Below are 25032 nucleotides of genomic sequence, written 5' to 3'. Positions count from 1 at the left end.
GGCTTTTAGAAGGTCGATTTAGGTTCTTCGTCATTGATTTCGACGGTAAATTTGCCAGCCATGATGTCGGCTTGCAATTTGGCGACCCTGGCTTTGATGTCGCCTGAGATTTTACCTTCAAATTCATAATACGGGGAAAGGCTGGCCCCGCCCTTGGCCATCATCGTCCATTCCTTGTAATCGGCTGCCTTGAAGGAGCCGGATTTAACTTCGGCGATGGCGTTGTTGATGGCTGACTCCATATGCCACAGGGCAGATGCGACAACCACGTCCTTGCCGTTTTCTTCCTTGTTCATGTCATTGACGTTGCCAAAGGCGAGGATGCCTTTTTCGCGAGCCGCATCGACAACACCGGCGCGCTCTGCATACAGCACATCAACGCCGGTCTCAATCTGCGCAAAAGCGGCTTCCTTGGCTTTTGGCGGGTCGTACCAGGAACCAATGAAGTTGACCTTGAACTGGGCCTTCGGGTTAACCGAAAGGGCTCCGGCCATGAAGGCATGGAACAGGCGGTTGACTTCGCCAATGGGATAACCACCAACCATGCCGATTTTACCGGACTTGCTCATGGAACCGGCGATGATGCCCATCAGGTAGCAGGGCTCGTGAATATAGTTATCAAAAACCGAAAAATTGGAACCGTGGGGCTTGAACGGGTCGCCCATCAGGAAGGCGATTTTTGGATAATCATCGGCAACCTGGCGGGCTTCCTTTGAAATTCCGAAGGCTTCGCCGACAACCAGACTGACGCCGCTTTCGGCATATTCCCTGAGCACCCGGACATAGTCCGTGTTGGCAACCTTTTCTGAAAAGACATACTCGATTTCACCGGCCTTGGAGGCCTTCTCCAGTGCCTGATGCAGACGGGCGTCCCATTTTTGCTGGATCGGTTGTGTGTAAATGCCGGCCACCTTGATTTTGGCGGCCTCGGCAGAATGAATGCTTAAGGCCAGCAATGCCAGCAGCGGAACCATTAAGACAAGTTTGAAAAGTCGCATGTCGTACCCTCCTGTTTGAATCGCGCGAATTTGAATCGCTTTTTCGTGTATTAAATTAATTAATACCCTTCTTCACTTTCGTACTGGAACAAATTTTGACCGATTGGTCAAGTTTAATAATTGGCCTTATTGGGGTGAAAGCCCAATTCCACGCAAAATGATGTTGATAACTGTCTGTTGAGCCTCTTCCTTTTGTTGGTCGGACAAGGGCCGTCCATTATTGAGTGTGGTAATTTGATGGGCAAAATCCGCGTAGTGCTGGGTCGTCCCCCAAATCATGTAAAGCAGGTAATGAGGGTCAATCGCATTGATTTTTCCCTCAGCAATCCATCGTTCGATAACAAGGATCCGAGAGGCCGTCCAATCTTTGAGGGTTTTTTCAAGAAAATCCTGAATTTGTGGTGCTCCCTGCATTATTTCCTGGGCACAGACCTTGGAGCCAAGGGGATGCTTGAACGAGATGTTCATTTTGGCGCGGATGTAGCGTGTCAGAGCCTCGGTTGGGTCGTCACAGTCATCGAAGGTCTTGGCAGCTTCAAACCAGGTGGTGAAAACTTTACTGGTGATGGTACGGTAAAGCGCTTCCTTTGTCGGGAAGTAGTAATGCAGGTTGGCTTTGGGAATGCCTGCACGTTTGGCAATCAGCCCGGTTGTTGCCCCGGCAAAGCCCAGGTCGGCGAAAACTTCCTCGGCCGCGGCGAGAATCGCCTCTTCATTTTTACGCCTCGGTTTGGATTTTTTTTGTTGTTGATCGCTCATTCAGGTCTCTCTCACTTTTTAATTTCCAGATTCCATTTGATTGGAAAGAAAAGAGTCTATACTGTTTTTTGACCATATGGTCAGTTTTATTTCGTGCAGGGAGCCGGGTATGTCAGACAATAAAAACTTGCGTATTGATGGGCAACGTCTTTGGGACAGCCTGATGGAAATGGCCAAGATCGGGGCGACGGAAAAAGGCGGCTGTTGCCGGTTGGCCTTAACCGACCTTGATCGTCAAAGCCGCGACCTGTTCGTCAAGTGGTGCAAGGACGCGGGCTGCACCATACGGGTTGACAAGATGGGCAATATTTTTGCCCGTAGGCCCGGTCGCAACAACGACCTGCCCCCGGTGATGACAGGATCACATCTGGACACCCAGCCGACCGGTGGACGCTTTGATGGCGTTTATGGTGTGTTGTCGGGGCTCGAGGTTATTCGCTCCCTCAACGATTTGGGTTATGAGACCGAACATCCTGTCGAAGCCGCTGTGTGGACCAACGAAGAGGGCTCGCGCTTCGCCCCGGCAATGGTTGCCTCAGGCGTTTTTGCCGGTGTTTATGATCTTGAATACGGTCTCAGCCGCGCCGACGAAGACGGCAAGACCATGGGCGAGGAGCTTGAGCGCATCGGCTACGCCGGTGAGGATGAAGTCGGTGGTCGCGACGTTCACGCTTTTTTTGAAGTTCATATCGAACAGGGCCCGATCCTTGAGGATGAAGATGTAACCATTGGCGTGGTCACCGATGCCCAGGGCCAGCGCTGGTATGAACTGACCCTGACCGGCGTCGAATCCCACGCCGGGCCAACTCCCATGCCCATCCGCAAAGACGCCTTGCTGGGCGCCGCACGGGTTGTTGAACTGGTCAATAAGGTGGGCCTGGATAATGCCCCGGTCGCCTGCGCCACCGTCGGTATGCTGAATGTTTTTCCAAGCTCGCGAAATGTCATCCCCGGGCGCACGTTTGTGACCATAGATATTCGCCATCCCAATGATGATGTACTGGCCGGTATGGACAAGGCAATTCGCGAGGGAATTGCCAAAATAGCCGATGATATCGGTCTGACAACTGAGCTTGAGCAGATTTTCTATTATGCGCCGGTACCGTTTGATAAGGGTTGTGTCGATTCGGTGCGTCAGGGGGCCGAAGATTGCGGCTATTCGTTCCGCGATATCGTCGCTGGTGCCGGCCATGACGCCTGTTATATGGCCCAGGTCGCACCGACATCGATGGTCTTTGTGCCCTGCATTGACGGCATCAGCCACAACGAGGTCGAAGACGCCAAACCGGAATGGATTACCGCCGGTGGCGATGTCCTGCTGCGGGCCATTCTGGATAAAGCCGGGCATGTGAATTCTTGAGTCAATAAAGATTGGGAGGTCAAAATGGCACTACATATCAGAGGCGGAACCGTTGTCACGGCTGACAAGACAGTGCGCGCCGACGTCATCACCGATGGCGGTCAAATTGTCGCGGTTGGCGAAGATCTGGAAACCCCCGGCGGCGCTGAAGTCGTCGATGCCGGTGGTTGTTTCGTTATGCCGGGAGGCATTGACCCCCATACCCATATGGAACTTCCCTTCATGGGCACGGTGGCGTCGGAAGATTTTTTCACCGGCACCACCGCCGGTGCGGCTGGCGGTACCACCATGATTATCGATTTTGTCATTCCCGGCCCCCAACAGGATGTTATGGAGGCCTATCACACCTGGCGCGGCTGGGCTGAAAAAGCGGCCACAGATTACAGTTTCCACGTCGCCATTACCTGGTGGGATGAAACCGTCAAAAAAGCCATGCAAACCCTGACCACTGATCATGGAGTCAACAGCTTCAAGCACTTCATGGCCTATAAGGGTGCGATCATGGCCGATGATGAAATTCTGGTGAACAGCTTCAATCAGGCCCGTGATCTGGGTGCTATCTGCACCGTCCACGCCGAAAACGGCGAACTGGTCTTTCACCTGCAACAGGAACTGATCAAAAAAGGCATCACCGGCCCTGAAGGCCATCCCCTGTCGCGGCCACCCGCCGTTGAAGGCGAAGCCGCCGACCGCGCCATCAGGATCGCCCAGGTTCTCGATGTGCCGCTGTATGTGGTTCATACATCCTGCGTTGACGCCCTGAAGGCGATTACCCGGGCCCGCAGCGAGGGGCAACGGGTCTTTGGTGAGGTGCTGGCCGGTCATTTGTTGATCGACGACAGTGTTTACACCCACCCGGATGAAAACTTCGCCATGCACCATGTGATGAGCCCGCCGTTCAGGCCCAAACATCATCAGGCAGCCCTGTGGCGCGGTATTCAATCGGGCATGTTGCAAACCACGGCGACGGATCACTGTTGCTTCTGCACTGATCAGAAACGGGCCGGTAAGGATAATTTCACCCTGACCCCCAACGGCACCGGCGGTGTCGAAGACCGGATGCACGTGTTGTGGACCCACGGTGTCGGCACCGGCAAGATAACGATGAATGAATTTGTCGCTATTACTTCTGCCAATGCTGCGAAGATTTTCAATATATATCCGCGCAAAGGCGCCGTTGAGGTTGGCGCGGATGCCGATCTGGTGGTCTGGGACCCTGAAAAAGAACGGACCATCTCAAAGGATACCCATCATCAGAATATCGATTTCAATATCTTTGAGGGGATGACGGTCAAAGGCATTAACGTGGTCACCGTCAGTCAGGGCAATGTCGTTTATCAAGACGGCGAGGTCAGGACGGTCAAGGGAGCAGGGCGCTATGTGAACAGGCCGACCTACGCGCCTTACTACGGGGCTATGGAAATTACCCGTAAAAACAAAACGCCCAGCGCCGTATCCAGATAAATACAAGGGAGGGGGGGCACGTGGCCGAGGTAGAACCAACAGCAAGCGATGGCGCCAGCACCCCTCGCCGTGTCGTGGAAACCGAAAACCTTAATCTGACCTTCCAAACGGCCGACGGTCCGGTTTTCGCGCTGGCCGATATTAATCTGAAGGTCAATCACGGCGAGTTCGTCTCCTTCATCGGCCCTTCCGGCTGTGGTAAGACGACGCTGCTTCGGGTCATCGCCGACCTGGAACAACCGACGGACGGCTCGATTCTGGTCAATGGCGTTTCAGCCCACGAAGCCCGCACGGCGCGGGCATATGGTTATGTGTTTCAGGCCCCGGCCCTTTATCCCTGGCGAACCATCGATCGCAACGTCACCTTGCCATTGGAAGTGATGGGGGTGGACAAGGCCGAGCGCCGCGAGCGAGCCAAAAAGTATCTTGAACTGGTCAATCTTGCCGGGTTCGAGAACAAGTATCCATGGCAGTTATCAGGCGGTATGCAACAACGAGCCTCGATTGCCCGGGCCCTTTGTGTTGACCCTGAATTATTATTGATGGACGAACCGTTCGGGGCGTTGGATGAAATCGTCCGGGATCATTTGAACGAACAGCTTTTAAGTCTGTGGCATCAAACCGAAAAAACTGTCGTCTTCGTTACTCACTCCATCCCAGAAGCGGTCTTTTTGTCGACAAAGATTGTCGTCATGTCACCACGTCCGGGGCGCATTATCGATATCATCGAGTGCAATTTCCCCCCGGATAGAACCCTCGACATTCGGGAAACGCCGGAATTCGTCGAAATCGCGCACAGGGTTCGCGAAGGTCTTCGGGCAGGGCATGGTGATGACGACTGATAGCGCCACCCTGAAACCGAGAAGACCTTCGCTGCTGGCCATCCTCATGGCCGGGCAGGTCGGCCCGGTCAGCGTCGTTCTTATGGTGTTCATCGCCATCTGGTACTGCGGCGCTGTGTGGATGAATTCGACCTGGGAAATCGACCGTTTTGAGAAGAACAAAATTGACTGGTCAGCCGGTGATCTGGTGCGCGCGACCATGGCCCAGAAACGCCCAATCCTGCCAGCCCCCCATCAGGTGCTGGCGGAAATGAACAAAACCATCGTGCAAAAGAACATCACCTCCAAGCGCAGTCTGATCTATCACTCGTGGGTAACCCTGTCTTCGACCTTGCTGGGTTTTGCCATCGGCGGCATTCTTGGCGTCTTGCTGGCTGTCGGCATCGTCCATAACCGAACTTTGGAAAAAAGCCTGATGCCATGGGTGATTTCTTCGCAAACCATTCCCATTTTGGCCATCGCCCCGATGATTATCGTCGTCCTGGGAGCCATCGGCTTAAAGGGGCTTGTCCCCAAGGCGATTATTTCCACGTACCTTTGTTTTTTCCCCATCACCATCAGCATGGTCAAGGGTTTGCGCTCGCCCGGTGTACTGGAGATGGACTTGATGCGTACCTATAGCGCCAGTTCGTGGCAGACTTTCTGGATGCTGCGCTGGCCGGCCTCGCTACCGTATCTGTTCACCAGCCTGAAAGTGGCTATCGCCATCTCGCTGGTCGGGGCCATTGTCGGCGAGTTACCGACCGGCGCACAGGCCGGGCTTGGGGCCAGACTTTTGGCCGGATCATATTATGGTCAAACCATCCAGATCTGGTCAGCTTTGGTGACAGCCGCCATTTTGGCCGGGTTGCTGGTGTATACGATCGGCGTTATTGAGCGTGTCGTTCTTAAAAAAATGGGGATGGCCCGATGATCGGCAATCGCGACGGCTTTGGTTTGGCGGCGCTGGCCTTTGCCGTGCTGGCCGTCGCTCTGCCACTTGCTGGCGGCGAAAATCCTTTAGCCTGGAGCGACCGTCCCATTGGCCTTGCCAGCCTTGTTTGCGCGGCGCTCATTGGCGCAGTTGTCGCATCCAGGGGCGTGCACGGCATTGTTCCGGCTTTCGGCGTTTTGACGGCCGTCTTTATGGGCGCTTTGGTGGCCATCAATTTATCTGACAACGGTGTCGCCGGAGAGGCCAGTTGGGGCTTCTGGTTCTTTATCTTTGCCCTTTGGGCTTTGACCTGGCGCGGTCTGGCGGAAGTCGCCAGCTATCGCTCGCTGGATAAAAAACGTATGCGACTAACAGGCTTTATTGTTCCTGCGACCTTTGGCCTGTGGCTGCTGTTCCTGTGGGAAATGGGTTGTCAGGGGTTCGGCGTGCCAACAGTTTTGCTGCCGCCACCCAGCGCCATATTTATCCGGTTGATAGGCTCCCCCGACATTCTGTGGGATGATTTCGTGCAAACTTTCATGAAGGCGGTGATCAGCGGGTTCGCCATGGGCTGCGGGGCCGGGTTCATCATCGCCATATTGATTGACCGGGTGCCGTTCCTGAAGCGCGGTTTGATGCCCCTTGGAAACATGGTCAGTTCCCTGCCCATTGTCGGGGTCGCCCCCATCATGGTCATGTGGTTCGGATTTGACTGGCAATCGAAGGCTGCCGTCGTGGTTATTATGACATTCTTTCCGATGCTGGTGAACACGGCCAGCGGACTTGCCGCCGCCGGTTCCCTCGAACTCGAATTAATGCGCTCCTACGGGTCAAGTTATTGGCAAACATTAATCAAGCTGCGGCTACCGGCGGCGATGCCGTTTATCTTCAACGCTTTGAAAATTAATTCTACACTGGCGCTGATTGGCGCTATCGTCGCCGAGTTCTTCGGCACACCGATTGTCGGCATGGGTTTCCGCATTTCAACGGAAGTGGGGAGAATGAACGTGGATATGGTCTGGGCGGAGATTTTTATTGCCGCCGTGGCCGGTTCGGCGTTTTATGGTGTTATGGCTTTAAGTGAACGGGCTGTCACATTTTGGCATCCGTCCTATCGCAGGAAGCATTGATAGGCGGGATAAAATAAAGAAAATACATCAATACTAGGGAGAGAAAACATGAAACGAATAATTCCGATGCTCAGCGCATTGGCTGTGGGTTTTGCGGCAACGACCGCCATGGCCGCCGATGCTGTTACCTTGCAATTGAAATGGGTCACCCAGGCGCAATTCGCCGGGTATTACGTGGCCAAGGACAAGGGTTTTTACAGTGACGCCGGTCTCGACGTGACCATTAATCCGGGCGGACCCGATGTCGCCCCGCCGCAAGTGATCGCCGGTGGCGCCGCCGATGTGATTATCGACTGGATGCCTTCGGCCCTGGCGTCACGCGAAAAAGGCGTGGCCCTGGTCAACATCGCCCAACCCTTCAAACGTTCGGGCATGATGCTGACCTGTCGCAAGGATTCGGGTATCAAATCACCCAAAGATTTCCCCGGCCGCACCCTTGGCGTCTGGTTCTATGGCAATGAGTATCCGTTCTTAAGCTGGATGTCGAAATTGGGCATTTCGACCAAGGGCGGCGACAGCGGCGTCAAGGTCTTGAAGCAGGGCTTCAACGTTGACCCAATTTTGCAAAAACAGGCCGATTGCGTCTCCACCATGACCTATAACGAATACTGGCAGGTCATTGATGCTGGCCTGGGCGCTGATGAACTGGTCGTCTTTAAATATGAAGACCAGGGCGTCTCGACCCTGGAAGATGGTCTGTATGTTCTTGAAAAGAACCTGAAAAACCCAGCCTTCGTGGACAAGATGGCGCGTTTCGTCAAAGCCAGTATGAAAGGCTGGGACTGGGCGCGCAGCAACCAGAAAGAAGCGGCGATGATCGTTTTGGAGAACGACTCCACCGGCGCCCAGACTGAAAAACACCAGATTCGGATGATGGGTGAAATCAACAAGCTGACAGCCGGTTCCAACGGTAAACTTGACCCGGCGGCTTACGAGCGCACCGTCGCAACCCTGATGGGTGGTGGTTCTGATCCGGTGATATCCAAAAAACCGGTTGGCGCCTGGTCGCACGCGGTTATCGATAAAGCCATGGGCATGTAAGGGAAACTTTCGAGCAATTCCGCCCGGCGTGCACAAACGCGCCGGGCGGGCCTTTACAGGCGTCAGTTTCAAGCCTGATATTTATTGCCAAATGGCGTTGACATCCGGGGTTTTACGGGTATATTGCCGCCTCCATTTCAGGGGCCCCGCAAAAGCTGCGATGGGCCCTTAAAACTTGTTGATAAAACGGGTACTGAGTGCCCCACTATTGGAATTGTCATGTACGCAGTTATTAAAACCGGCGGAAAACAGTACAAAGTTGCTGAAAACGACGTCATCGTTGTTGAAAAACTCATTGCCGAAGCAGGTTCCACCGTCGCCCTTGATGATGTGCTGATGATCGGTGATCAGGGCAAGGCCGCCAAGACCGCCGCAGGCGATCTGAGCAAGGCCGCCGTTTTCGCCGAAGTGATCGAGCAGGGCCGCGCCGACAAGATTATCATCTTCAAGAAGAAGCGCCGCCAGAACTATCGCCGCAAGGCTGGTCATCGTCAGCATCAGACAGTGTTGCGTATCACCGGTATCAGCGCTACCGGCACCAAGCCGAAGGCAGCAGCAAAGAAAGCTGCACCGAAGAAAGAAGCAGCCAAGGCCGACGACGCCAAGGAAGCGCCAAAAAAGGCAGCAGCAAAGAAGGAAGCGCCTAAAAAGGCCGCACCAAAGAAGGCCGCCGCCAAGACTGAAGCCAAGCCCGCAGCCAAAACAAAGGCAAAAGCAAAGCCCAAGGCCGCGGCTAAAGCGAAATCCAAGGAGTAGGTTAAGATGGCACATAAAAAAGCAGGTGGTAGTTCCCGCAATGGCCGCGATACAGCGGGCCGTCGTCTCGGCGTCAAGAAATTCGGTGGCGAAGCCGTCATTCCCGGTAACATCATCATCCGTCAGCGCGGCACCAAGTGGCACCCCGGGGCCAACGTCGGCATCGGCAAGGATCACACCATCTTCGCATTGGTCGAAGGCAAAGTGAAATTCCAGCACAAGGCCCAAGGCAAGGTTTTTGTCGGTGTGGAGCCAGCCGCAGGTTAACGGGACTCGGCCATTCGCTCGTATCAATTTAAGGGGAATGGTCAGCCATTCCCCTTTTTGATTCTGGACAGGCCCATCCGCGAAGCGAAAGATGGCCCGACAAAACAAGGTCCATCCGCGAAGCGAAAGATGACCCGACAAAACAAGGTCCATCCGCGAAGCGAAAGATGGCCCGAAGAAATGGACACCAATGAAGTTTCTCGACGAAGCGAAAATCTTTATCAAAAGTGGCGCCGGCGGTGACGGTTGCGTCAGCTTTCGGCGTGAGAAAAATATCCCTTTTGGCGGCCCCAATGGTGGCCACGGCGGGCGTGGCGGCGATGTCATTGTTGAATGCGTCGATGGCCTGAACACCCTGATTGATTTTCGCTACCAGCAGCACTTCAAGGCCAAACGCGGCATCCACGGTATGGGTTCCAACCGGGACGGACCGAAGGGCGAAACCATGGTCATCAAGGTTCCCGTCGGCACCCAGATTCTGGATGAGGATAATGAGGGGACCCTTGCGGACTTTACCGAGGTCGGCCAGAGCCAGGTGCTAGCCCATGGCGGTGACGGGGGCTTTGGCAATGCCCATTTTAAAACCTCAACCAACCAGGCGCCCAGGCGCTATGATCCGGGTTGGCCGGGTCAGGAGATGTGGGTCTGGCTGCGCCTGAAACTGATCGCCGATGCGGGCCTTGTCGGCCTGCCTAACGCCGGTAAATCAACCTTCCTGGCCGCTGTTTCGCGGGCTCGCCCAAAAATTGCCGATTATCCCTTCACCACCCTGCACCCGAATCTGGGTGTCGTTGGTGTCGATGAGGAAGAATTTGTGATCGCCGATATCCCCGGCCTGATCGAAGGCGCCCATGAAGGGGCAGGGCTTGGCACCCGCTTTTTGGGACATGTGGAACGCTGTGGGGTGCTGTTGCATCTGGTTGACGGCACGGCGGATGACGTGGCCGAGTCCTATAAGATCATTCGTGGCGAACTTGAGGCCTACGGCGGCATTCTTAAGGATAAGGTCGAAATTGTCGCCCTCAATAAATGTGACGCCCTGACCCCTGATGACATCACCGAAAAATATGCGGCCCTGCAAAAGGCATCGGCGGGGGAGGTTATGAAGCTTTCCGGTATTGCGGGGCTTGGCGTTGAAGAGATGCTGCGCGCCCTGAATGCCGTCATCCACGAGGAACGCGGCGATAACGTCATCGAAGAACGCAAGGTGTATGAACCATGAGCCCGCATCGCCAAACAATGGACCTGAGCGCGGCCAAGCGGATCGTTATCAAGATTGGTTCGGCCCTGCTGGTCGACGAGGAACATGGCACCATTCACCGCAAATGGCTTGCCGCCCTTGCCGACGACGTGGCGCGTCTGCACGCCCGGGGTCAGCAAGTGGTGATTGTTTCTTCGGGGGCGATCGCAGTCGGTCGCAGACACCTGAAATTCACCGATGGTAATTTGCGTCTTGAGGAGAAGCAGGCGGCAGCCGCGACCGGCATGGTCCGCCTTGCCCATGCCTATCAGGAAGAGTTGGCCCGTCATGATCTGACGGTGGCGCAGGTGTTGATGACGCTTGATGACAGCGAGAACAGGCGGCGTTACATCAATGCCCGCAATACCCTGGAAACGCTTTTAAGGCTAGGCGCGGTGCCGCTGATCAACGAAAACGACACCGTCGCCACAGATGAAATCCGGCTTGGCGACAATGACCGTTTGGGGGCGCGGGTTGCCGCCATGGTCAGCGCCGATACGCTGATACTGCTTTCCGATGTGGATGGCCTGTACACAGCCGATCCCAGCCGCGACAAAAGTGCCACGGTGGTTCCTGAAGTCCATGAAATCACCCCGGAAATAGAGGCCATGGCCGGTCAGTCAAAAAGCAGTGTCGGCACCGGTGGCATGGTGACAAAACTGGCCGCCGCCAAAGTCGCCATGGGGGCTGGTTGCCGAATGGTCATCGCCAACGGGCACGAACTGGGTTCGGTCACCCGGATCGAGGACGGCGCGCCCTGCACCTGGTTTATCCCCAAGGCCAATCCACGCACGGCGCGAAAACACTGGATTGCCGGAACCCTGAGTCCGTCAGGCAAACTGATCGTCGATGACGGGGCGTTAAGCGCCCTTGAAAGCGGTAAAAGCCTGTTGCCTGCCGGTGTCACCGGCGCCGAAGGCGATTTTCATAAAGGTGACGCGGTTATTGTTGTCGATGGCGCGGGCCGGGAAGTCGCACGCGGCCTTGTCGCTTACTCGGCAGGTGAGGCGCGCTTGCTGATTGGCCATAAAAGCAGTGAAATTGAAGACTTGCTGGGCTACCGTGGAGCAGATGAGCTGATCCACAGGGACGATCTGGTGTTGTCATGAGCACACTTGCAACAAACGATATTCCGGCCCTGATGCTGGACTTGGGGCAAGCCGCCAAAGCCGCAGCCGCCGAACTCGCGGTTGCCTCCACCGATGCCAAGAATACGGCGTTGCGTCAGGCGGCCCAGTCATTGCGCGATCACAGCGCCGACATTCTTGAAGCCAATGCCCTCGATATGGCAGCCGGTGAGGAGAAAGGTCTGAAAGGTTCGTTCCTTGATCGTCTGCTTCTGAGTGGTGAGCGCATCGAAGCGATGGCCGTTGGACTTGAATCCATCGCCGATTTGCCTGATCCCGTTGGCGTCACTTTAAGCGAGTGGGATCGACCGAACGGACTTAAGATCGAGCGGGTCAGCACACCGCTCGGGGTTATTGGGGTCATTTACGAATCGCGGCCAAACGTCACCGCGGACGCCGGTTCCTTGTGCCTGAAGGCGGGTAACGCGGTAATCCTGCGCGGTGGCTCGGAAAGTTTCCATTCCGCGAGCGCGATCATGGCCTCGCTTGCGCAAGGCTTGAAGGCGGCGGGATTGCCTGAAGCTTCCATCCAACTGGTGCCGACTCGCGAACGCGCCGCGGTTGGTGAAATGCTGCGACTGTCCGAATTTATCGATGTCATTGTTCCGCGTGGTGGCAAGTCGCTGATTGAACGGATTACCGAAGAAAGCCGGATTCCCATGTTCAAGCACCTGGAAGGCATCTGTCATATATATGTCGACGCTGCGGCCAACGAGCAAATGGCCCGTGATGTCATCGTCAACGCTAAAATGCGCCGCACCGGCATTTGCGGTTCTGCAGAAACCGTGCTTATTGAACGCTCTGCCGCGGCGACCATGCTTGCCGGCATCGTCGATGATTTAAGCCAGGCCGGGTGCGAGATTCGCGGCGATCAGGCGGCCCAGGCTCTCGATCAACGAATCATCCCAGCCACGGAGGAAGATTGGGATACGGAATACCTGGATTCGATCATTTCTGTGGCGGTTGTTGATGATGTCCACGCTGCCGCCCGTCACATTGCCGACCACGGCTCACAACACACCGATTGCATCATCACCGAAGACGCGGACAGCACCGCAATTTTCCTGAATACTGTCGATAGCGCCATCGTCATGGTCAACGCTTCGACCCAGTTCGCCGACGGCGGGGAATTCGGCATGGGTGCGGAAATTGGTATTTCGACGGGAAAACTGCACGCTCGCGGACCCGTAGGTGTTGAGCAACTGACCAGCTTTAAATACGTCGTGCGCGGAACAGGGCAGTGTCGCCCGTGACCACCCCTCAACGCATTGGCTTGCTGGGCGGCTCTTTCAATCCGGCCCACGAAGGGCATCTGCATATTTCCACCCTTGCTCTGGAGCAACTCAATCTCGATCAGGTGTGGTGGCTGGTCAGCCCGCAGAATCCTCTGAAACCTCTTGCCGGGATGGCGTCCTTTGCAGATCGATTCAGGCAGGCCAGAAAAATCGCCGCCGTAGATCGGCGCATTGTCGTAAGCGATTTCGAGGAAAAGGCTTCAAGCCGCTACACGGTCGATACCATTGCCGCCCTTAAAGCTCAGTTTCCCGGGGTTTCCTTTGTCTGGGTGATGGGTTCGGACCTGTTACCGCAGATGCCTCACTGGAAGCGTTGGCGTCAGCTTTTTCGCACGCTTCCCATTGCGATTTTCGCCCGTCCCGCCTATTCTTCAAGGGCGCTGACCGGAAGGGCGGCGCGGCGCTTCAGGGGCTCAAGGATCGCCCGGTTTCGCGCTCGCTCATTGGTGGATATGAAAGCGCCGGCGTGGGCTTTTTTAAGGACCCGGCTAAACTCACAATCCGCCACCCGCCTTCGCGCCGAAGCCCGCCGCGCAGGCAAAGACTAACGGTTTCGGGATGGTCCCGAAATCGAACAAAATGTTAGGAGCCGACCATACCTCGCATGAAAAAATCGCCACCGGCGCCGGCAGATTTGCTGAACCTGGTGGAAACGTCGTTGGATGACGACAAAGCTGAAGGAATTGTTGTCATCGATCTCGCAGGCAAAACGTCATTGACCGATTATATGGTCATTGCCAGCGGTACCTCACAGCGCCATGTTGGCGCGATGGCTGAGAATCTCCGGAGAAAAATCAAACAAGGCGGTATTAAAACCGTGTCTGTCGAAGGGCAGACACAGTGCGACTGGGTTTTGATTGATGCCGGGGATGTCATCATTCATCTGTTCCGACCGGAAGTCAGGGAATTCTACAACATCGAAAAGATGTGGGGTGTTCCTGTGCCCGCTGGAGCTGATAGCCAGAGCGCTACGACAGGCTTGATTTAAAAGTCTTTTTCCGGGCAACCGGAAAAAGACATGGAAAAAATTATGCGAATTTTGATCGCTGCGGTTGGCCGCGCCAAGGCGGGCCCTGAAAGGGCTTTGTTCGAGCACTACCAGGGCCGCATCCAACAACCCTTTTCATTGCAATTGAAAGAGGTCGAGGAAAAACGCCCCCTGCAAGGTGCTGAATTAAAAGCCAGCGAGGCCGCTTTGTTACTGGCCAGCGCACCGAAAGGGGCTTTGCTCATTGCCATGGACGAGCGCGGAAAATCCCTTGGCAGTCCGGAATTTGCCGATCAAATAGGCAAGTGGCGGGACGAGGGACAACGCGATCTGGTTTTTTTAATTGGCGGCGCTGATGGTCTTGACGAAAGCGTTCGCAAACAGGCGCGGTTGGCGTTGTCATTTGGCAAACAAACCTGGCCACACATGTTGGTCAGGGGGCTGCTCGCTGAACAGGTCTATCGGGTCCAGTGTATTTTGGCTGGCCATCCCTATCATCGACAATAAAACTTGAAACAGGAATACGTTAGAACATGCGGAAATATCTGAATATCAAACTGGCTGATCGCTCCCACGAAACAACCGAATTGCACGGTGAAGATATCGCCCGCGCCGGTCGTCACCTGATCGCCAAAACCCTGCTGGCGGATGACGTCGCCACGGTTGATCCGTTATCGGCGGACAATCCGCTGATGTTTTCTGCCGGGCCTTTCGCCGGAACCAACATGTCCAATGGCAACCGCCTCAGCGTCGGCTGCAAAAGCCCGCTGACCGGCGGCATCAAGGAATCCAATGTTGGTGGGACGTTCGCCGTGGCGCTGGGACACCTGGAACTGGCCGGGTTCACCCTGCACGGGGTATCCGAGGATTGGCTGGTTATTCACTTGGCCAAGGACGGAAGCATCCGTTTTGATGATGCGAGCCCCTACATGGGAAAAGGCAATTTCGAGGCCGCCGCCCTGCTCCATGAAAAGTATAGCAAGAAAGTCAGCATTGGCCTGTGTGGCCCGGTTGGTGAGTATCAGGGGCTTATTGCCGGCATCAGTTTTAGTGACCGGGAAAACCGGCCTGTGCGACTGGCCGGGCGTGGCGGCGTTGGCGCGGTTATGGGGTCAAAAAAGGTCAAGGCTGTGATTGTCGATATGGACCGTATGCCGCCGCTTCATGACAAGAAGAAAACCATCGCCGTGGTGCGTGACTACGCCGCCAAACTGGAAGCAGAGCCCGCCGTTCAGAATATGAAAAAACTGGGCACCGCCATGGTCGCCGACATGACCAACTACACCGGCGGCTTGCCAACCCGCAATTTCAGCGCCGGGCAGTTTGTCGATATCGACAACGACACCCTGCTGCTGGGCGGCCAGCATGTCTATGAGCGCAATGTGGAACGCGGCGGCGATCCTTCGCACGCCTGTATGCCCGGTTGCGTGATTATGTGTTCCAACGTTTATGTGGATAAAGACGGCAAGGAAATGGTTTCACCACTGGAATATGAAACCCTGGGCCTGATGGGCTCCAACTGCGGGGTCGGTGATCCTGACGATATCGCACGGGTCAACAACATCGCCAACGACCTCGGCATCGACACCATCGAAACCGGGGCGACGCTGGGTATCCTGATGGATGGCGGCAAGGCCGAATATGGTGATGTGGACTTTATGGTGTCGTCCCTTGAAGACATCCGTCTGGGCAATGAAAACGGTCGCTTGCTGGCCAAAGGCACGGCCCGTGTCGGTGAACATTACGGCATCAAACGGGTTCCGGTTATCAAGCAACAGGCCATTAGCGCCTACGACCCCCGGGTTATCGAAGTGACCGCCATTTCAATGATGGTGACGGCCCAGGGTGCGGACCACACGGTTGGCAACCTGCCAGCCTATGAATGCGCCGACAAGACTGTCGAGGAACTGGCCGAACAAAGTTTCGAGATGCAGGTGCACAGCGCCGTCGCTGATAGTTTCGGCCTGTGTATTTTTGGCCGTTCGGTAACCAACACCCATCATCAGTTGATCGCCAACGGCGTCAACAATGCCCACGGCACCGATCTGGACCCGGCTTTTATCTGGCAAATCGGCGTCGACACCCTGCGCATGGAAAACCAGTTCAATGAAGCCGCAGGTTTCACCGAAGAAGATGATGAATTGCCGGACTTCTTCCATCAGGAAGCGCTGCCGCCAACAGATCGCAAGGCGCGTCTTCATGCCAGGGAAGTCAACCAATACATCAACGATTTGATCGGCTAAAATCGAGCCATGTCAGATTCGCAACACAGACCCAAGCCCGTCGTCCTTTGCATCCTTGATGGGTGGGGGGAAAGGTCTGAGCGTGACAACAACGCCATTGCCCTGGCAACGACTCCCAACTGGGATCGTTATGTGGCTGACTTGCCGAAAGCACAATTGCAAGCGTCGGCCCTTGATGTCGGTTTGCCTGAAGGTCAAATGGGAAATTCGGAAGTTGGCCATACCAATCTGGGGGCGGGCCGTGTCGTCATGCAGGATCTGCCGCGTATCGACGCCGCCCTCGCCGATGGCTCACTTGCGACAAACCCTGCTTTAGGTGATTTTATTTCGGCATTGAAGCAAAGCGGCGGCGCTTGTCACTTGATGGGCCTGTTATCACCGGGCGGCGTCCATTCCCACAGCGCCCACATCACTGGGCTGGCAGCGGCCATTGCCGGGGCAGGGGTGTCGGTGATTATCCACGCCTTCCTTGATGGCCGCGACACACCACCCAAAAGCGGAAGAGGTTATATGGATGATTTCCTCACCAGCCTTTCCTCGCTCGAGGGGGTACGCGTTGGCACGGTGACCGGTCGTTATTACGCCATGGACCGGGATAATCGCTGGGAGCGTGTCAGCACGGCTTACGATGTGATGGTCGACGGCGAGGGCGAGGCGGCGGCTGATGCCCTGGCAGCGATCACCAACAGCTACGCGGCTGACACCGTTGATGAATTCGTCCTGCCCAGCGCCATCGACGGCTACGAAGGTATGAACGATGGCGACGGTCTGTTCATGGCCAATTTTCGGGCCGACAGGGCGCGTGAGATTCTGGCGGCTCTGGTTGATCCTGACTTTGATGGTTTTCAGCGTTCGCGCACGGTTCAGTTCGCGGCCTGTTCAGGCATGGTTCGCTATTCACGGGCCCTGGATCCTTATCTAAGCGCATTATTCCCCTCGGTGGAATTGAAGAACATTTTGGGTGAGATCATTGCCGATGCCGGATTAAAGCAACTGCGCATCGCCGAGACCGAGAAGTATGCGCATGTGACGTTTTTCTTCAATGGCGGCAGGGAGAGGGAATTTGCTGGCGAAGAACGGATTCTCGTACCTTCGCCGAAGGTTGCGACATATGATTTGCAGCCCGAAATGTCGGCCCCGGAAGTCACTGACAAGTTGACCGGGGCTATCGCCGGGGGGACATTTGATCTGATTATCGTCAATTTTGCCAATGGTGACATGGTTGGTCACACGGGTGTACTGGAGGCGGCAAAGGTGGCGGCACAAACCCTCGATAACAGCCTGGGTCAGCTGGAAGAAGCTGTTGTAAAGGCGGGCGGGGTGCTTTTGATCACCGCCGATCACGGCAACTGCGAACAAATGTGGGATGCGTCGGAAGACCCGGCCCAGCCGCACACCGCCCACACCACCAACCCGGTACCGCTATTGATGGTAAACCCGCCCGATTGGGCCCAAGGTCTTAATGACGGATCGCTGGCTGATATCGCACCGACCCTGCTCAAACTGCTGGAATTGAAGCAGCCTCCGGAAATGACCGGGCAAAGCCTGATTAAGGAACAGGGCCGTTGAAAATTTTTGCCCTGCTGATTTTAATGTGGGGGATCGCTTTGCCGGATATTGTCCTTGCGGCGGAAACCGGTACAAAGCTTAAGGAAATCGAGAAGGCTCTCGATAAAGACAAAAAGCAACGCGATACCCTGAAATCCAAATCCCGCGACCTGGCTCGCGATCTGAATCGCCTGAAAGCCGAAACCGTGAAAGTGGCGGCGGCTATTCAAGGTCATGAAATGGCGGTTATTGATCTGCAGGACAAACTCGCAGAGCTGGCGCTTACGGAAAAAGACAAACGCCTTCTTCTGGAACAACGACGCGAACAATTCGGCCATGTTCTGATGGCCCTGCAGCGCATGGCCCGTCACCCTCCCGAAGCGATGATTGCCGCCCCCATGAGCCCGTCCGATACAGTGCGCGGGGCCATCTTGTTGCGCGCCGCCGTGCCGGCCATTGAAGACCGGGCTTTGGGCCTGCGTCAGGATTTGGCAGCGCTGACCCAGGCCCGCAAACAGACCGTTGAAAAGCGCCAGCAACTGGCTTCCGTTCGTGCCGGTCTGGATGTCGAACGCCAGCGGCTTGATGGTTTGCTGGCGAAAAAACTGAAGCTGAAAAAATCGACGGATTCGAAAACCCTGCAGGCGGAAAAGAGAATCCGCGCCCTGGTCAAGAAATCAAAAAATCTGCAAGACCTGATGACCCGCCTGAAAGCCGACAAACTAAAAAGGAAAAAGAACGAATCTGAAAGTGTTTCAACAACACCGGCGGAGACTAAAAAATCGACCGCACCGTTGATCAGCAAAGCCAGGGGAACGCTGCCCTATCCTGCGGTTGGGCGGCTGGTCGGGCGCTACGGTCAGGCCATGGAAACCGGGCTGACCCGTAAGGGAATTACCATTGAAACGGGGGTCGGGGCGCAAGTCGTTGTCCCCCATGACGGGACGGTGGTTTTTGCCGGTCCTTTCAAGGGATACGGGCGGCTCTTGATCATCGAACACGGCGAGGGATATCATACCCTGCTTGCCGGACTCGAGCGTATCGATAACGTCATCGGCCAACAGGTGCTATCGGGCGAACCAGCGGGTATCATGGGCGATCTGAAAAATGGCCCGCCTGTACTCTATGTGGAATTACGACGCAACGGGCAGCCAATCAATCCAGTGCCGTGGCTGGCAGCGCGCAAAATTAAGGTAAACGGATGAAAAATCGATTGTTCAAACTCACTCTCCTGGCGGTTGTTTTTGCGCCCCTCGTGGCCTTCGCCCAGGAAAAAACCGACAACAACGCCGAAACCTATCGGTTGCTGAACCTGTTTGGCGATGTTTTCGAGCGTGTCCGTTCGGACTATGTGGAAGAACTCACCGACGAGGAACTTATTGAAGCGGCTATCGGCGGCATGTTGTCATCTCTTGATCCGCATTCCAGTTACCTGAATTCCAAGAACTATCGTGACATGCAGGTTCAGACCCGTGGCCGTTTTGGCGGGCTGGGCATTGAAGTGACAATGGAAAGCGGGTTGGTCAAAGTTGTCTCGCCCATTGACGATACACCGGCCTTCCGTGCTGGTATTGAAGCTGGCGACCTGATTACCCATCTCGATGAAGAACCGGTGCTCGGCTTGACCCTGCAACAGGCGGTCGAAAAGATGCGCGGCAAGGTCGGCACCGATATCAAACTCACGGTGCGCCGGGAAGGTGTTGAAGATTTTGACGTCAGCATCACCCGCGCCATCGTCAAGATCAGGGCGGTGCGCTCGCGCATGGAAGGTAATGTCGGGTATTTACGCATTACCTCGTTCAGCGCCCAGGCAGACGCGGGGGTCAAGAAGGCCATCGACAAATTCCGCGAGGCTGTCGGTGACGAACTGCAAGGCGTCATATTCGATTTGCGCAACAATCCGGGCGGATTGCTCGATCAGGCGGTTTCGGTCACCGATATCTTCCTCGACAAGGGCGAAATCGTTTCGACCCGCTCGCGCAAACCAGAAGACACATCACGCTATAATGCCCGCAAGGGTGACATGATTGACGGCTTGCCGCTGGTGGTGTTGATCAATGGTGGTTCAGCCTCGGCCTCGGAAATTGTTGCCGGCGCCTTGCAGGATCACAACCGGGCGATATTGCTGGGCACGAAGTCCTTCGGCAAAGGTTCGGTGCAGACCATCATGCCCCTGTCCAAGCAGGGCGCCATGCGCCTGACCACGGCCAGGTATTTCACGCCATCTGGTCGTTCCATTCAGGCCGTTGGTATCGATCCTGATATTGTCGTTGAACTGGCCAAGATCGAAGAGATTACCCGGCCCAAATCCCGCCGTGAGGCTGATTTGCGCGGCGCTCTTGATAATGGTAACAGCGAAGGCGAAAAACCCAAGGATGGCGAGGACACCACGCCGGCGGATACTGACAAGGCGGTGCAGAGCAAGCCCCGTGACTACCAACTCGACCGGGCGCTTGATCTGATCCGGGGCGTTGCCATGTTCACGGGCATGGATGCTGTTAGTAAGTGACGTTGAAAATAAGGCTGGTGGCATAAGTGAAACTGCCCTTCAAAATTCCCAGCATCAAGTTTCCGAAATTCGGCAAGAAAAAAACCGATGACGATGACGATGATGATGACGACGATTTCGATCCTTCCGATTTTGAGGGTGACGATGATGCGCCTTCGGGCGAGGCGGCGGTTTCCCCTGCCGCCGAAGGGGGGCCTGAGGACAGTGCAGAGGAACAACCGCCTTCCGAATCTGGTGCAGAAGATGAAGGTGAAGCACCGAGTGATGCCCCGAGTGATGCTCTGAGTGAGCCTGAAGGGGAAGCGTCGGATGAACCCGGCGACGGTCTGGATGCAAGCGAAGAACTTGAAGACATCGATTTCGGCGATGATGACGACGACGATGATGAAGAAGGCGGCGGCAAGTCCAAACGCAAGATGCTTCTTATCGGTGGCGGCGCGACCACGGCGTTGCTGCTGATCGGCGGTGCGGCGTGGTATTTTATGTCCGGCGACGGCGAAGCGGAAAAAGCGGCAAAAGAGGAAACCGGTATTCCCACCGTGACCATGGATATCGCTCCTAAAAAGAAAGCTTTGGGGACTAATTCTCTCAACGCCATTGCTGCCGGTGCGACGGGGCCGGGTTCCGGGGTGCTTGTCGCGGCCATGCCGGCGGTGGCGTTCTCGAGCGTTACCCCGCCAGCCGTCAGCGATTCTCCGCTGGCTGAAGGAAACGATCCGGCTTTAAGCGAAACCAGCCCGCAGGGCCCCTTGCCGATCATTTCCGAAGATGGCCGCATGTCCTGGCAGGTTTATGCCAAACCCTTTGAAAATCAGGATGCCCGACCCCGGGTCGCAATCGTCGTCAGTGGCCTTGGTTTAAGCGCCATCGCCACCGACGCAGCAATTCAGTTGTTGCCGGGAAATGTCACCCTGGCTTTTGATCCCTACGCTCCAGGCCTGCTTGACTGGATCGCCAAGGCCCGGCAGGCCGGACATGAAGCCTTGATCATGGTGCCACTGGAGCCTGTCGGCTTCCCGGTCGTCGATCCGGGTCCACAAGGTCAGATGACCACCAATGCGCCGGAAGAAAACCGTCTGCGGCTGGAATATGTGCTCAGCCGGATGTCCGGCTATATCGGCGTGATGACGGTGCTGGGCTCGAAGTTCAATACATCGGAAGATCATTTAAAGACGTTACTTAACGAGATCAAAACCCGCGGCCTGATGTTCCTTGAAGGGGCCATGGAGGCGGATTCCCTGGGCCCGAAACTAGCCACGGAAATGGGGGTGCCGCGTGCCCTTACCAATATCATCGTCGATACAATCCCGACCAAAGGGGCTATTGATGATCAATTGGTCGAGTTGGAGAGTATCCTCACCAATCAACCGGCGGCTGTCGCTATTGCCCATGCCTATCCTTCATCGATCGAGCGACTGGCGAACTGGACGGGCGGTCTTGAAGCAAAAAATATGGTGTTGGCACCTTTGTCCGCACTGGTCGATAAGCAATTCCTGCAATGATCAACGCGTCGAAAGAAAACTTGCCGTTTCGTCCATGCGCCGGGGCGATGCTGATTAATTCCGTGGGCCAGGTGTTTGTCGCCAAAAGAATCGATTTTCCCAGTGATGCCTGGCAAATGCCGCAAGGTGGTATTGAAGATGGCGAAGACCCGGGGCGAGCGGTGTTGCGCGAACTGGCGGAAGAAACCGGCACCGACAAGGCGGACATTATCGCCGAGAGCCAACACTGGCGGGAATATGACTTGCCCGACGAACTTGTCGGGGCTATCTGGGGTGGTAAATTTCGCGGCCAGCGGCAAAAATGGTTCCTTCTGCGCTTCACGGGCGAGGACGGGGATATTGATCTTTGTGCCCATGGAGAGCCTGAATTCAGCGCCTGGAAATGGGCCGGGATCGATGAAATTGTTGATTTGATTGTTCCCTTTAAACGCGCCCTGTATGCGGATATTGTCAGCGAATTCCGCCCCTTTATTGAAGGCAGTAAATAACCCCATGATGTATTTGAAAGTCTTGCTGGGCTTTGTCTTCCTGTTGGGCAGCGCTGATATTCTTGTTCGTGGCGCCGTTGGGCTGGCGCGCAGGCTGGATATTTCACCGCTGATCATTGGCATGACGGTTATTGCTTTCGGAACCTCGGCCCCCGAACTGCTGGTTAGTATGGACGCGGCGCTCTCCGGATCACCGGCGATGGCCCTTGGTAACGTTATCGGCTCCAATATGGCCAATATGCTGCTGATACTGGGGTCTGCAGCTTTGTTCATGCCAATTTCCATTCAACCCTACGCTTTAAAGAACGATGCCGTGATGCTGCTTGTCGCCAGCGCCTTGTTTGGATGGTTTTGCTGGTCGGGGCCGATTGGTAGCTGGCAAGGCGTCGTCCTGATTGTCCTGCTGGCCGGTTTCCTGATCCGTGCCTATCTGCGGGATTCCCGTGATGGCGGTGTTAGCGCCGAAATTCATGTGGAGGAAGTCAAGGATTTTGAAGGGATTACATCCCTGAAATTGATCTGGATGGCGATACTGGCGGGGCTTGCAGGTGTTGTCTTTGGTGCCGATATGCTGGTTGATGGCGGGGTTGATCTGGCCAGAACCTTCGGTGTTGCAGAAGAAGTCATCGGATTGACAGTTTTGGCTTTTGGCACTTCCTTGCCCGAACTGGCGGCCTCCATTGTCGCTGCCCTGCGTGGCCATACGGAAGTGGCGTTGGGAAATGTGGTCGGCTCAAACCTTTTTAACGTCTTGGCGGTGATCGGTACGGTGGCGTTGGTGACGCCCCTTCAGGCGCCTGCGCAATTGCTTGATTTTGATCTATGGATAATGCTGGGGACGACCATTGTGTTGATGCCTTTCCTGATGGGTGGATGGCGGATCGGCCGGGTGACAGCGGTCGCCTTTTTAAGCGTCTACGGGGCCTATATTTTCGCCCAGGCTTACGGGGTTTCTGCGGTGCTGGAGATTCTGGGTTGAAACGTCTCCGGCTATCGCGCAAAGTCGGCCCATGAAGACAGCACTGATTACAGGCGCCGCCCGCCGTATAGGAAAAGCCATCGCCCTTGGATTGGCCAGCGATGAATGGCGGGTGATCTTGCATTACGGCACATCCGGGGATGCCGCGGAAACCCTGGCCCGGACCATCCGCGAGCAGGGTGGCGAGGCAGTGACGATCCAGGCTGATCTGAATGATGAACAGCAGGTCTTGAACCTCATTCCCAAAAGCGCTGAAGAAGGGGGGCCGATCACCTGCCTGATTAACAATGCCTCGATTTTTGAAGAAGATTCCGTCGATACCGCCAGCCGCCAGTCATGGGACGACCATATGCAGGTCAATCTGCGCACGCCGTTTGTCCTGGTTCAGTCATTCCGGGAACAGTTGCCGGACGAACTGGAAGGCAATGTGGTCAATATTATTGACCAGCGGGTGTGGAATCTAACGCCGCATTTCCTCTCATACACCCTGAGCAAGGCCAGCTTGTGGACATTGACCCAGACCCTTGCCATGTCCCTGGCCCCCCATATTCGCGTTAACGCCATTGGCCCGGGGCCGGTATTGGCTAGTTCCAGGCAATCAGAAGAGGCGTTTATCAAACAGTGGTCGTCGCTTCCAATGCGGCGTAACATCACGTTAGAAGAGATAGTCGATGCGGTCAGGTTCATCCTTGATGCGCCATCGATGACCGGACAAATGATCGCCCTTGATGGTGGCCAACACTTGGGTTGGAGCCAGGAACCGCCAGGTGGCGGGACAAGCGAATAACCTGAGGTAAAGATGATGACTGGCAGTCAGATGGAACTTGTACAACCCCGAAATATAGCCGATGCGAGGGCCGCCCTTCGTCATGTTTTTATTCGTGACCTGGTCCTTGATTGCTCGATCGGCGTCCATCAGTTTGAACGTGAAGCCAGCCAACGGGTGCGCATCAACCTGGATCTTGCCGTCCGTGAAGGTGAAACAAATGGCCAGTTAAACGATGATCTGGCCAATGTGGTTTGTTATGAGGAACTGACTAAAGGCGTTCGTCAACTGATCGCCAGGGATCATGTCAATCTGGTTGAGACGTTGGCCGAGGACGTGGCCGCCATGTGCCTGACAGATAATCGCGTCCGCTCTGCCAGAATCCGTATCGAGAAACTTGACATTCTGGAAGACGCCGTCAGCGTCGGTGTCGAGATCGAAAGATTTAATCCCGACGTCTGATTCTGGCCCTGTTTTTGGCCCGCCGTTGGCCCTTGATGAGTTTCCAAAAATTCCTGCAACCCATTGCAATAAATAGATTCATTGAATGGAAACATAGCGAGTTGTGCACAGGTAAGGGTTTTCTGTTGTATCGATAGCAAAATATTCCTTGAAAAAGTGCCTGTTGTATCATTTTCCACTTGCTTTAATTTTTCCCCTTTAAAAACAAGCAGTTACAAATTTGCACAATTTTTAAGCAAATTGGAAAACTGTATGGCTTATTTGGTAACTTTTCTTCAGATGGCGGGTTTTCAACAGTTTTATCCACAAGAGTCGTGGATATGTTTGGTGAACTCTTCAATAAAAGCTTTTCGGA

At 55.3% G+C, this 25032-nt stretch carries 25 protein-coding genes; 23 read left to right on the top strand and 2 right to left on the bottom strand.

Features of this window, described 5'->3' with window-relative positions; all coding sequences use genetic code 11:
• Positions 1–5: 5 nt before the first annotated feature.
• Positions 6–998: a BMP family protein gene (locus HOL66_05135; protein ID MBT5243607.1), complete on the bottom strand. Its 993-nt coding sequence runs from the start codon at positions 996–998 to the stop codon at positions 6–8.
• Positions 999–1124: 126 nt separating this feature from the next.
• The gene (locus HOL66_05130; GenBank protein MBT5243606.1) at positions 1125–1757 is read right to left on the bottom strand and encodes a TetR family transcriptional regulator; all 633 of its coding nucleotides are present in this window, start codon (positions 1755–1757) and stop codon (positions 1125–1127) included.
• A 109-nt stretch (positions 1758–1866) separates the two neighbouring features.
• On the opposite strand from HOL66_05130, the gene HOL66_05125 reads away from it, so the two are divergent.
• The 23 genes from HOL66_05125 (at position 1867) to HOL66_05015 (ending at position 24677) form a co-directional block, all read left to right on the top strand.
• Positions 1867–3117: a Zn-dependent hydrolase gene (locus HOL66_05125; protein MBT5243605.1), complete on the top strand. Its 1251-nt coding sequence runs from the start codon at positions 1867–1869 to the stop codon at positions 3115–3117.
• A 24-nt stretch (positions 3118–3141) separates the two neighbouring features.
• Positions 3142–4581, top strand: a complete 1440-nt coding sequence (gene hydA, locus HOL66_05120; protein MBT5243604.1) for a dihydropyrimidinase — start codon at positions 3142–3144, stop codon at positions 4579–4581.
• A 20-nt stretch (positions 4582–4601) separates the two neighbouring features.
• The gene (locus HOL66_05115) at positions 4602–5423 is read left to right on the top strand and encodes an ABC transporter ATP-binding protein (GenBank protein ID MBT5243603.1); all 822 of its coding nucleotides are present in this window, start codon (positions 4602–4604) and stop codon (positions 5421–5423) included.
• Complete coding sequence (locus tag HOL66_05110) at positions 5413–6336, top strand: ABC transporter permease (GenBank protein MBT5243602.1); 924 nt, start codon at positions 5413–5415, stop codon at positions 6334–6336. The genes HOL66_05115 and HOL66_05110 overlap by 11 nt, the downstream gene beginning before the upstream one ends.
• On the top strand, positions 6333–7466 hold the full coding sequence (locus HOL66_05105; protein MBT5243601.1) for an ABC transporter permease: 1134 nt from the start codon (positions 6333–6335) through the stop codon (positions 7464–7466). Before HOL66_05110 ends, HOL66_05105 begins: the two co-directional genes overlap by 4 nt.
• Before the next feature lie 48 nt (positions 7467–7514).
• Positions 7515–8507 (top strand): ABC transporter substrate-binding protein, encoded by a 993-nt coding sequence (locus tag HOL66_05100; GenBank protein ID MBT5243600.1) that lies wholly within the window; start codon positions 7515–7517, stop codon positions 8505–8507.
• Between the two features lie 219 nt (positions 8508–8726).
• Positions 8727–9263: a 50S ribosomal protein L21 gene (gene rplU / locus HOL66_05095; protein MBT5243599.1), complete on the top strand. Its 537-nt coding sequence runs from the start codon at positions 8727–8729 to the stop codon at positions 9261–9263.
• 6 nt (positions 9264–9269) lie between these two features.
• Positions 9270–9530 carry a 50S ribosomal protein L27 gene (gene rpmA / locus HOL66_05090; protein MBT5243598.1) on the top strand — a complete coding sequence of 87 codons (261 nt, stop codon included), beginning with the start codon at positions 9270–9272 and terminating at the stop codon, positions 9528–9530.
• Positions 9531–9720: 190 nt separating this feature from the next.
• Complete coding sequence (obgE, locus tag HOL66_05085) at positions 9721–10752, top strand: GTPase ObgE (protein ID MBT5243597.1); 1032 nt, start codon at positions 9721–9723, stop codon at positions 10750–10752.
• Positions 10753–10769: 17 nt separating this feature from the next.
• Complete coding sequence (locus HOL66_05080; protein ID MBT5243596.1) at positions 10770–11879, top strand: glutamate 5-kinase; 1110 nt, start codon at positions 10770–10772, stop codon at positions 11877–11879.
• Complete coding sequence (locus tag HOL66_05075; protein ID MBT5243595.1) at positions 11876–13150, top strand: glutamate-5-semialdehyde dehydrogenase; 1275 nt, start codon at positions 11876–11878, stop codon at positions 13148–13150. Before HOL66_05080 ends, HOL66_05075 begins: the two co-directional genes overlap by 4 nt.
• Positions 13138–13740: a nicotinate-nucleotide adenylyltransferase gene (locus HOL66_05070; protein MBT5243594.1), complete on the top strand. Its 603-nt coding sequence runs from the start codon at positions 13138–13140 to the stop codon at positions 13738–13740. The genes HOL66_05075 and HOL66_05070 overlap by 13 nt, the downstream gene beginning before the upstream one ends.
• Before the next feature lie 86 nt (positions 13741–13826).
• On the top strand, positions 13827–14180 hold the full coding sequence (gene rsfS / locus HOL66_05065) for a ribosome silencing factor (protein ID MBT5243593.1): 354 nt from the start codon (positions 13827–13829) through the stop codon (positions 14178–14180).
• 42 nt (positions 14181–14222) lie between these two features.
• The gene (rlmH, locus tag HOL66_05060) at positions 14223–14687 is read left to right on the top strand and encodes a 23S rRNA (pseudouridine(1915)-N(3))-methyltransferase RlmH (GenBank protein ID MBT5243592.1); all 465 of its coding nucleotides are present in this window, start codon (positions 14223–14225) and stop codon (positions 14685–14687) included.
• 26 nt (positions 14688–14713) lie between these two features.
• Positions 14714–16423: an aldehyde ferredoxin oxidoreductase gene (locus HOL66_05055; GenBank protein ID MBT5243591.1), complete on the top strand. Its 1710-nt coding sequence runs from the start codon at positions 14714–14716 to the stop codon at positions 16421–16423.
• Positions 16424–16432: 9 nt separating this feature from the next.
• A complete protein-coding gene (locus HOL66_05050) occupies positions 16433–17992 on the top strand; it encodes a 2,3-bisphosphoglycerate-independent phosphoglycerate mutase (protein ID MBT5243590.1) in 1560 nt (519 codons plus the stop codon).
• Positions 17989–19176: a peptidoglycan DD-metalloendopeptidase family protein gene (locus tag HOL66_05045; GenBank protein MBT5243589.1), complete on the top strand. Its 1188-nt coding sequence runs from the start codon at positions 17989–17991 to the stop codon at positions 19174–19176. Before HOL66_05050 ends, HOL66_05045 begins: the two co-directional genes overlap by 4 nt.
• A complete protein-coding gene (locus HOL66_05040) occupies positions 19173–20480 on the top strand; it encodes a S41 family peptidase (protein MBT5243588.1) in 1308 nt (435 codons plus the stop codon). The genes HOL66_05045 and HOL66_05040 overlap by 4 nt, the downstream gene beginning before the upstream one ends.
• A gap of 26 nt (positions 20481–20506) precedes the next feature.
• Positions 20507–21982 carry a hypothetical protein gene (locus HOL66_05035; GenBank protein ID MBT5243587.1) on the top strand — a complete coding sequence of 492 codons (1476 nt, stop codon included), beginning with the start codon at positions 20507–20509 and terminating at the stop codon, positions 21980–21982.
• Entirely contained in the window at positions 21979–22470 is a 492-nt protein-coding gene (locus HOL66_05030; protein ID MBT5243586.1) for an RNA pyrophosphohydrolase, read from the top strand. Before HOL66_05035 ends, HOL66_05030 begins: the two co-directional genes overlap by 4 nt.
• Positions 22471–22474: 4 nt before the next feature.
• Positions 22475–23449: a calcium/sodium antiporter gene (locus HOL66_05025; protein ID MBT5243585.1), complete on the top strand. Its 975-nt coding sequence runs from the start codon at positions 22475–22477 to the stop codon at positions 23447–23449.
• A 31-nt stretch (positions 23450–23480) separates the two neighbouring features.
• Positions 23481–24236, top strand: a complete 756-nt coding sequence (locus tag HOL66_05020; GenBank protein MBT5243584.1) for an SDR family oxidoreductase — start codon at positions 23481–23483, stop codon at positions 24234–24236.
• A gap of 15 nt (positions 24237–24251) precedes the next feature.
• Positions 24252–24677, top strand: coding sequence for a dihydroneopterin aldolase (locus HOL66_05015; GenBank protein MBT5243583.1), 426 nt, complete (start codon positions 24252–24254; stop codon positions 24675–24677).
• The last annotated feature ends 355 nt before the right edge of the window (positions 24678–25032 follow it).

The sequence above is a fragment of the Rhodospirillaceae bacterium genome, assembly GCA_018662005.1.
In the GTDB taxonomy this organism is placed as follows: Bacteria; Pseudomonadota; Alphaproteobacteria; order Rhodospirillales; family JABHCV01; genus JACNJU01.
Note: the sequence above shows the minus strand (reverse complement) of the source record. Positions and strands in the feature narration are given on the sequence as shown.

What these genes read in the sequence shown, in the direction of transcription:
- HOL66_05100 (MBT5243600.1), top strand. Translation starts at nt 7,515, where the DNA reads ATGAAACGAATAATTCCGATGCTCAGCGCATTGGCTGTGGGTTTTGCG.
- HOL66_05105 (MBT5243601.1), top strand. Translation starts at nt 6,333, where the DNA reads ATGATCGGCAATCGCGACGGCTTTGGTTTGGCGGCGCTGGCCTTTGCC.
- HOL66_05130 (MBT5243606.1), bottom strand. Translation starts at nt 1,757, where the DNA reads ATGAGCGATCAACAACAAAAAAAATCCAAACCGAGGCGTAAAAATGAA.
- HOL66_05025 (MBT5243585.1), top strand. Translation starts at nt 22,475, where the DNA reads ATGATGTATTTGAAAGTCTTGCTGGGCTTTGTCTTCCTGTTGGGCAGC.
- HOL66_05015 (MBT5243583.1), top strand. Translation starts at nt 24,252, where the DNA reads ATGACTGGCAGTCAGATGGAACTTGTACAACCCCGAAATATAGCCGAT.
- HOL66_05020 (MBT5243584.1), top strand. Translation starts at nt 23,481, where the DNA reads ATGAAGACAGCACTGATTACAGGCGCCGCCCGCCGTATAGGAAAAGCC.
- HOL66_05135 (MBT5243607.1), bottom strand. Translation starts at nt 998, where the DNA reads ATGCGACTTTTCAAACTTGTCTTAATGGTTCCGCTGCTGGCATTGCTG.
- hydA (MBT5243604.1), top strand. Translation starts at nt 3,142, where the DNA reads ATGGCACTACATATCAGAGGCGGAACCGTTGTCACGGCTGACAAGACA.
- HOL66_05050 (MBT5243590.1), top strand. Translation starts at nt 16,433, where the DNA reads ATGTCAGATTCGCAACACAGACCCAAGCCCGTCGTCCTTTGCATCCTT.
- obgE (MBT5243597.1), top strand. Translation starts at nt 9,721, where the DNA reads ATGAAGTTTCTCGACGAAGCGAAAATCTTTATCAAAAGTGGCGCCGGC.
- HOL66_05030 (MBT5243586.1), top strand. Translation starts at nt 21,979, where the DNA reads ATGATCAACGCGTCGAAAGAAAACTTGCCGTTTCGTCCATGCGCCGGG.
- rplU (MBT5243599.1), top strand. Translation starts at nt 8,727, where the DNA reads ATGTACGCAGTTATTAAAACCGGCGGAAAACAGTACAAAGTTGCTGAA.
- HOL66_05055 (MBT5243591.1), top strand. Translation starts at nt 14,714, where the DNA reads ATGCGGAAATATCTGAATATCAAACTGGCTGATCGCTCCCACGAAACA.
- HOL66_05080 (MBT5243596.1), top strand. Translation starts at nt 10,770, where the DNA reads ATGGACCTGAGCGCGGCCAAGCGGATCGTTATCAAGATTGGTTCGGCC.
- HOL66_05075 (MBT5243595.1), top strand. Translation starts at nt 11,876, where the DNA reads ATGAGCACACTTGCAACAAACGATATTCCGGCCCTGATGCTGGACTTG.
- rlmH (MBT5243592.1), top strand. Translation starts at nt 14,223, where the DNA reads ATGCGAATTTTGATCGCTGCGGTTGGCCGCGCCAAGGCGGGCCCTGAA.
- HOL66_05040 (MBT5243588.1), top strand. Translation starts at nt 19,173, where the DNA reads ATGAAAAATCGATTGTTCAAACTCACTCTCCTGGCGGTTGTTTTTGCG.
- rpmA (MBT5243598.1), top strand. Translation starts at nt 9,270, where the DNA reads ATGGCACATAAAAAAGCAGGTGGTAGTTCCCGCAATGGCCGCGATACA.
- HOL66_05125 (MBT5243605.1), top strand. Translation starts at nt 1,867, where the DNA reads ATGTCAGACAATAAAAACTTGCGTATTGATGGGCAACGTCTTTGGGAC.
- HOL66_05110 (MBT5243602.1), top strand. Translation starts at nt 5,413, where the DNA reads ATGACGACTGATAGCGCCACCCTGAAACCGAGAAGACCTTCGCTGCTG.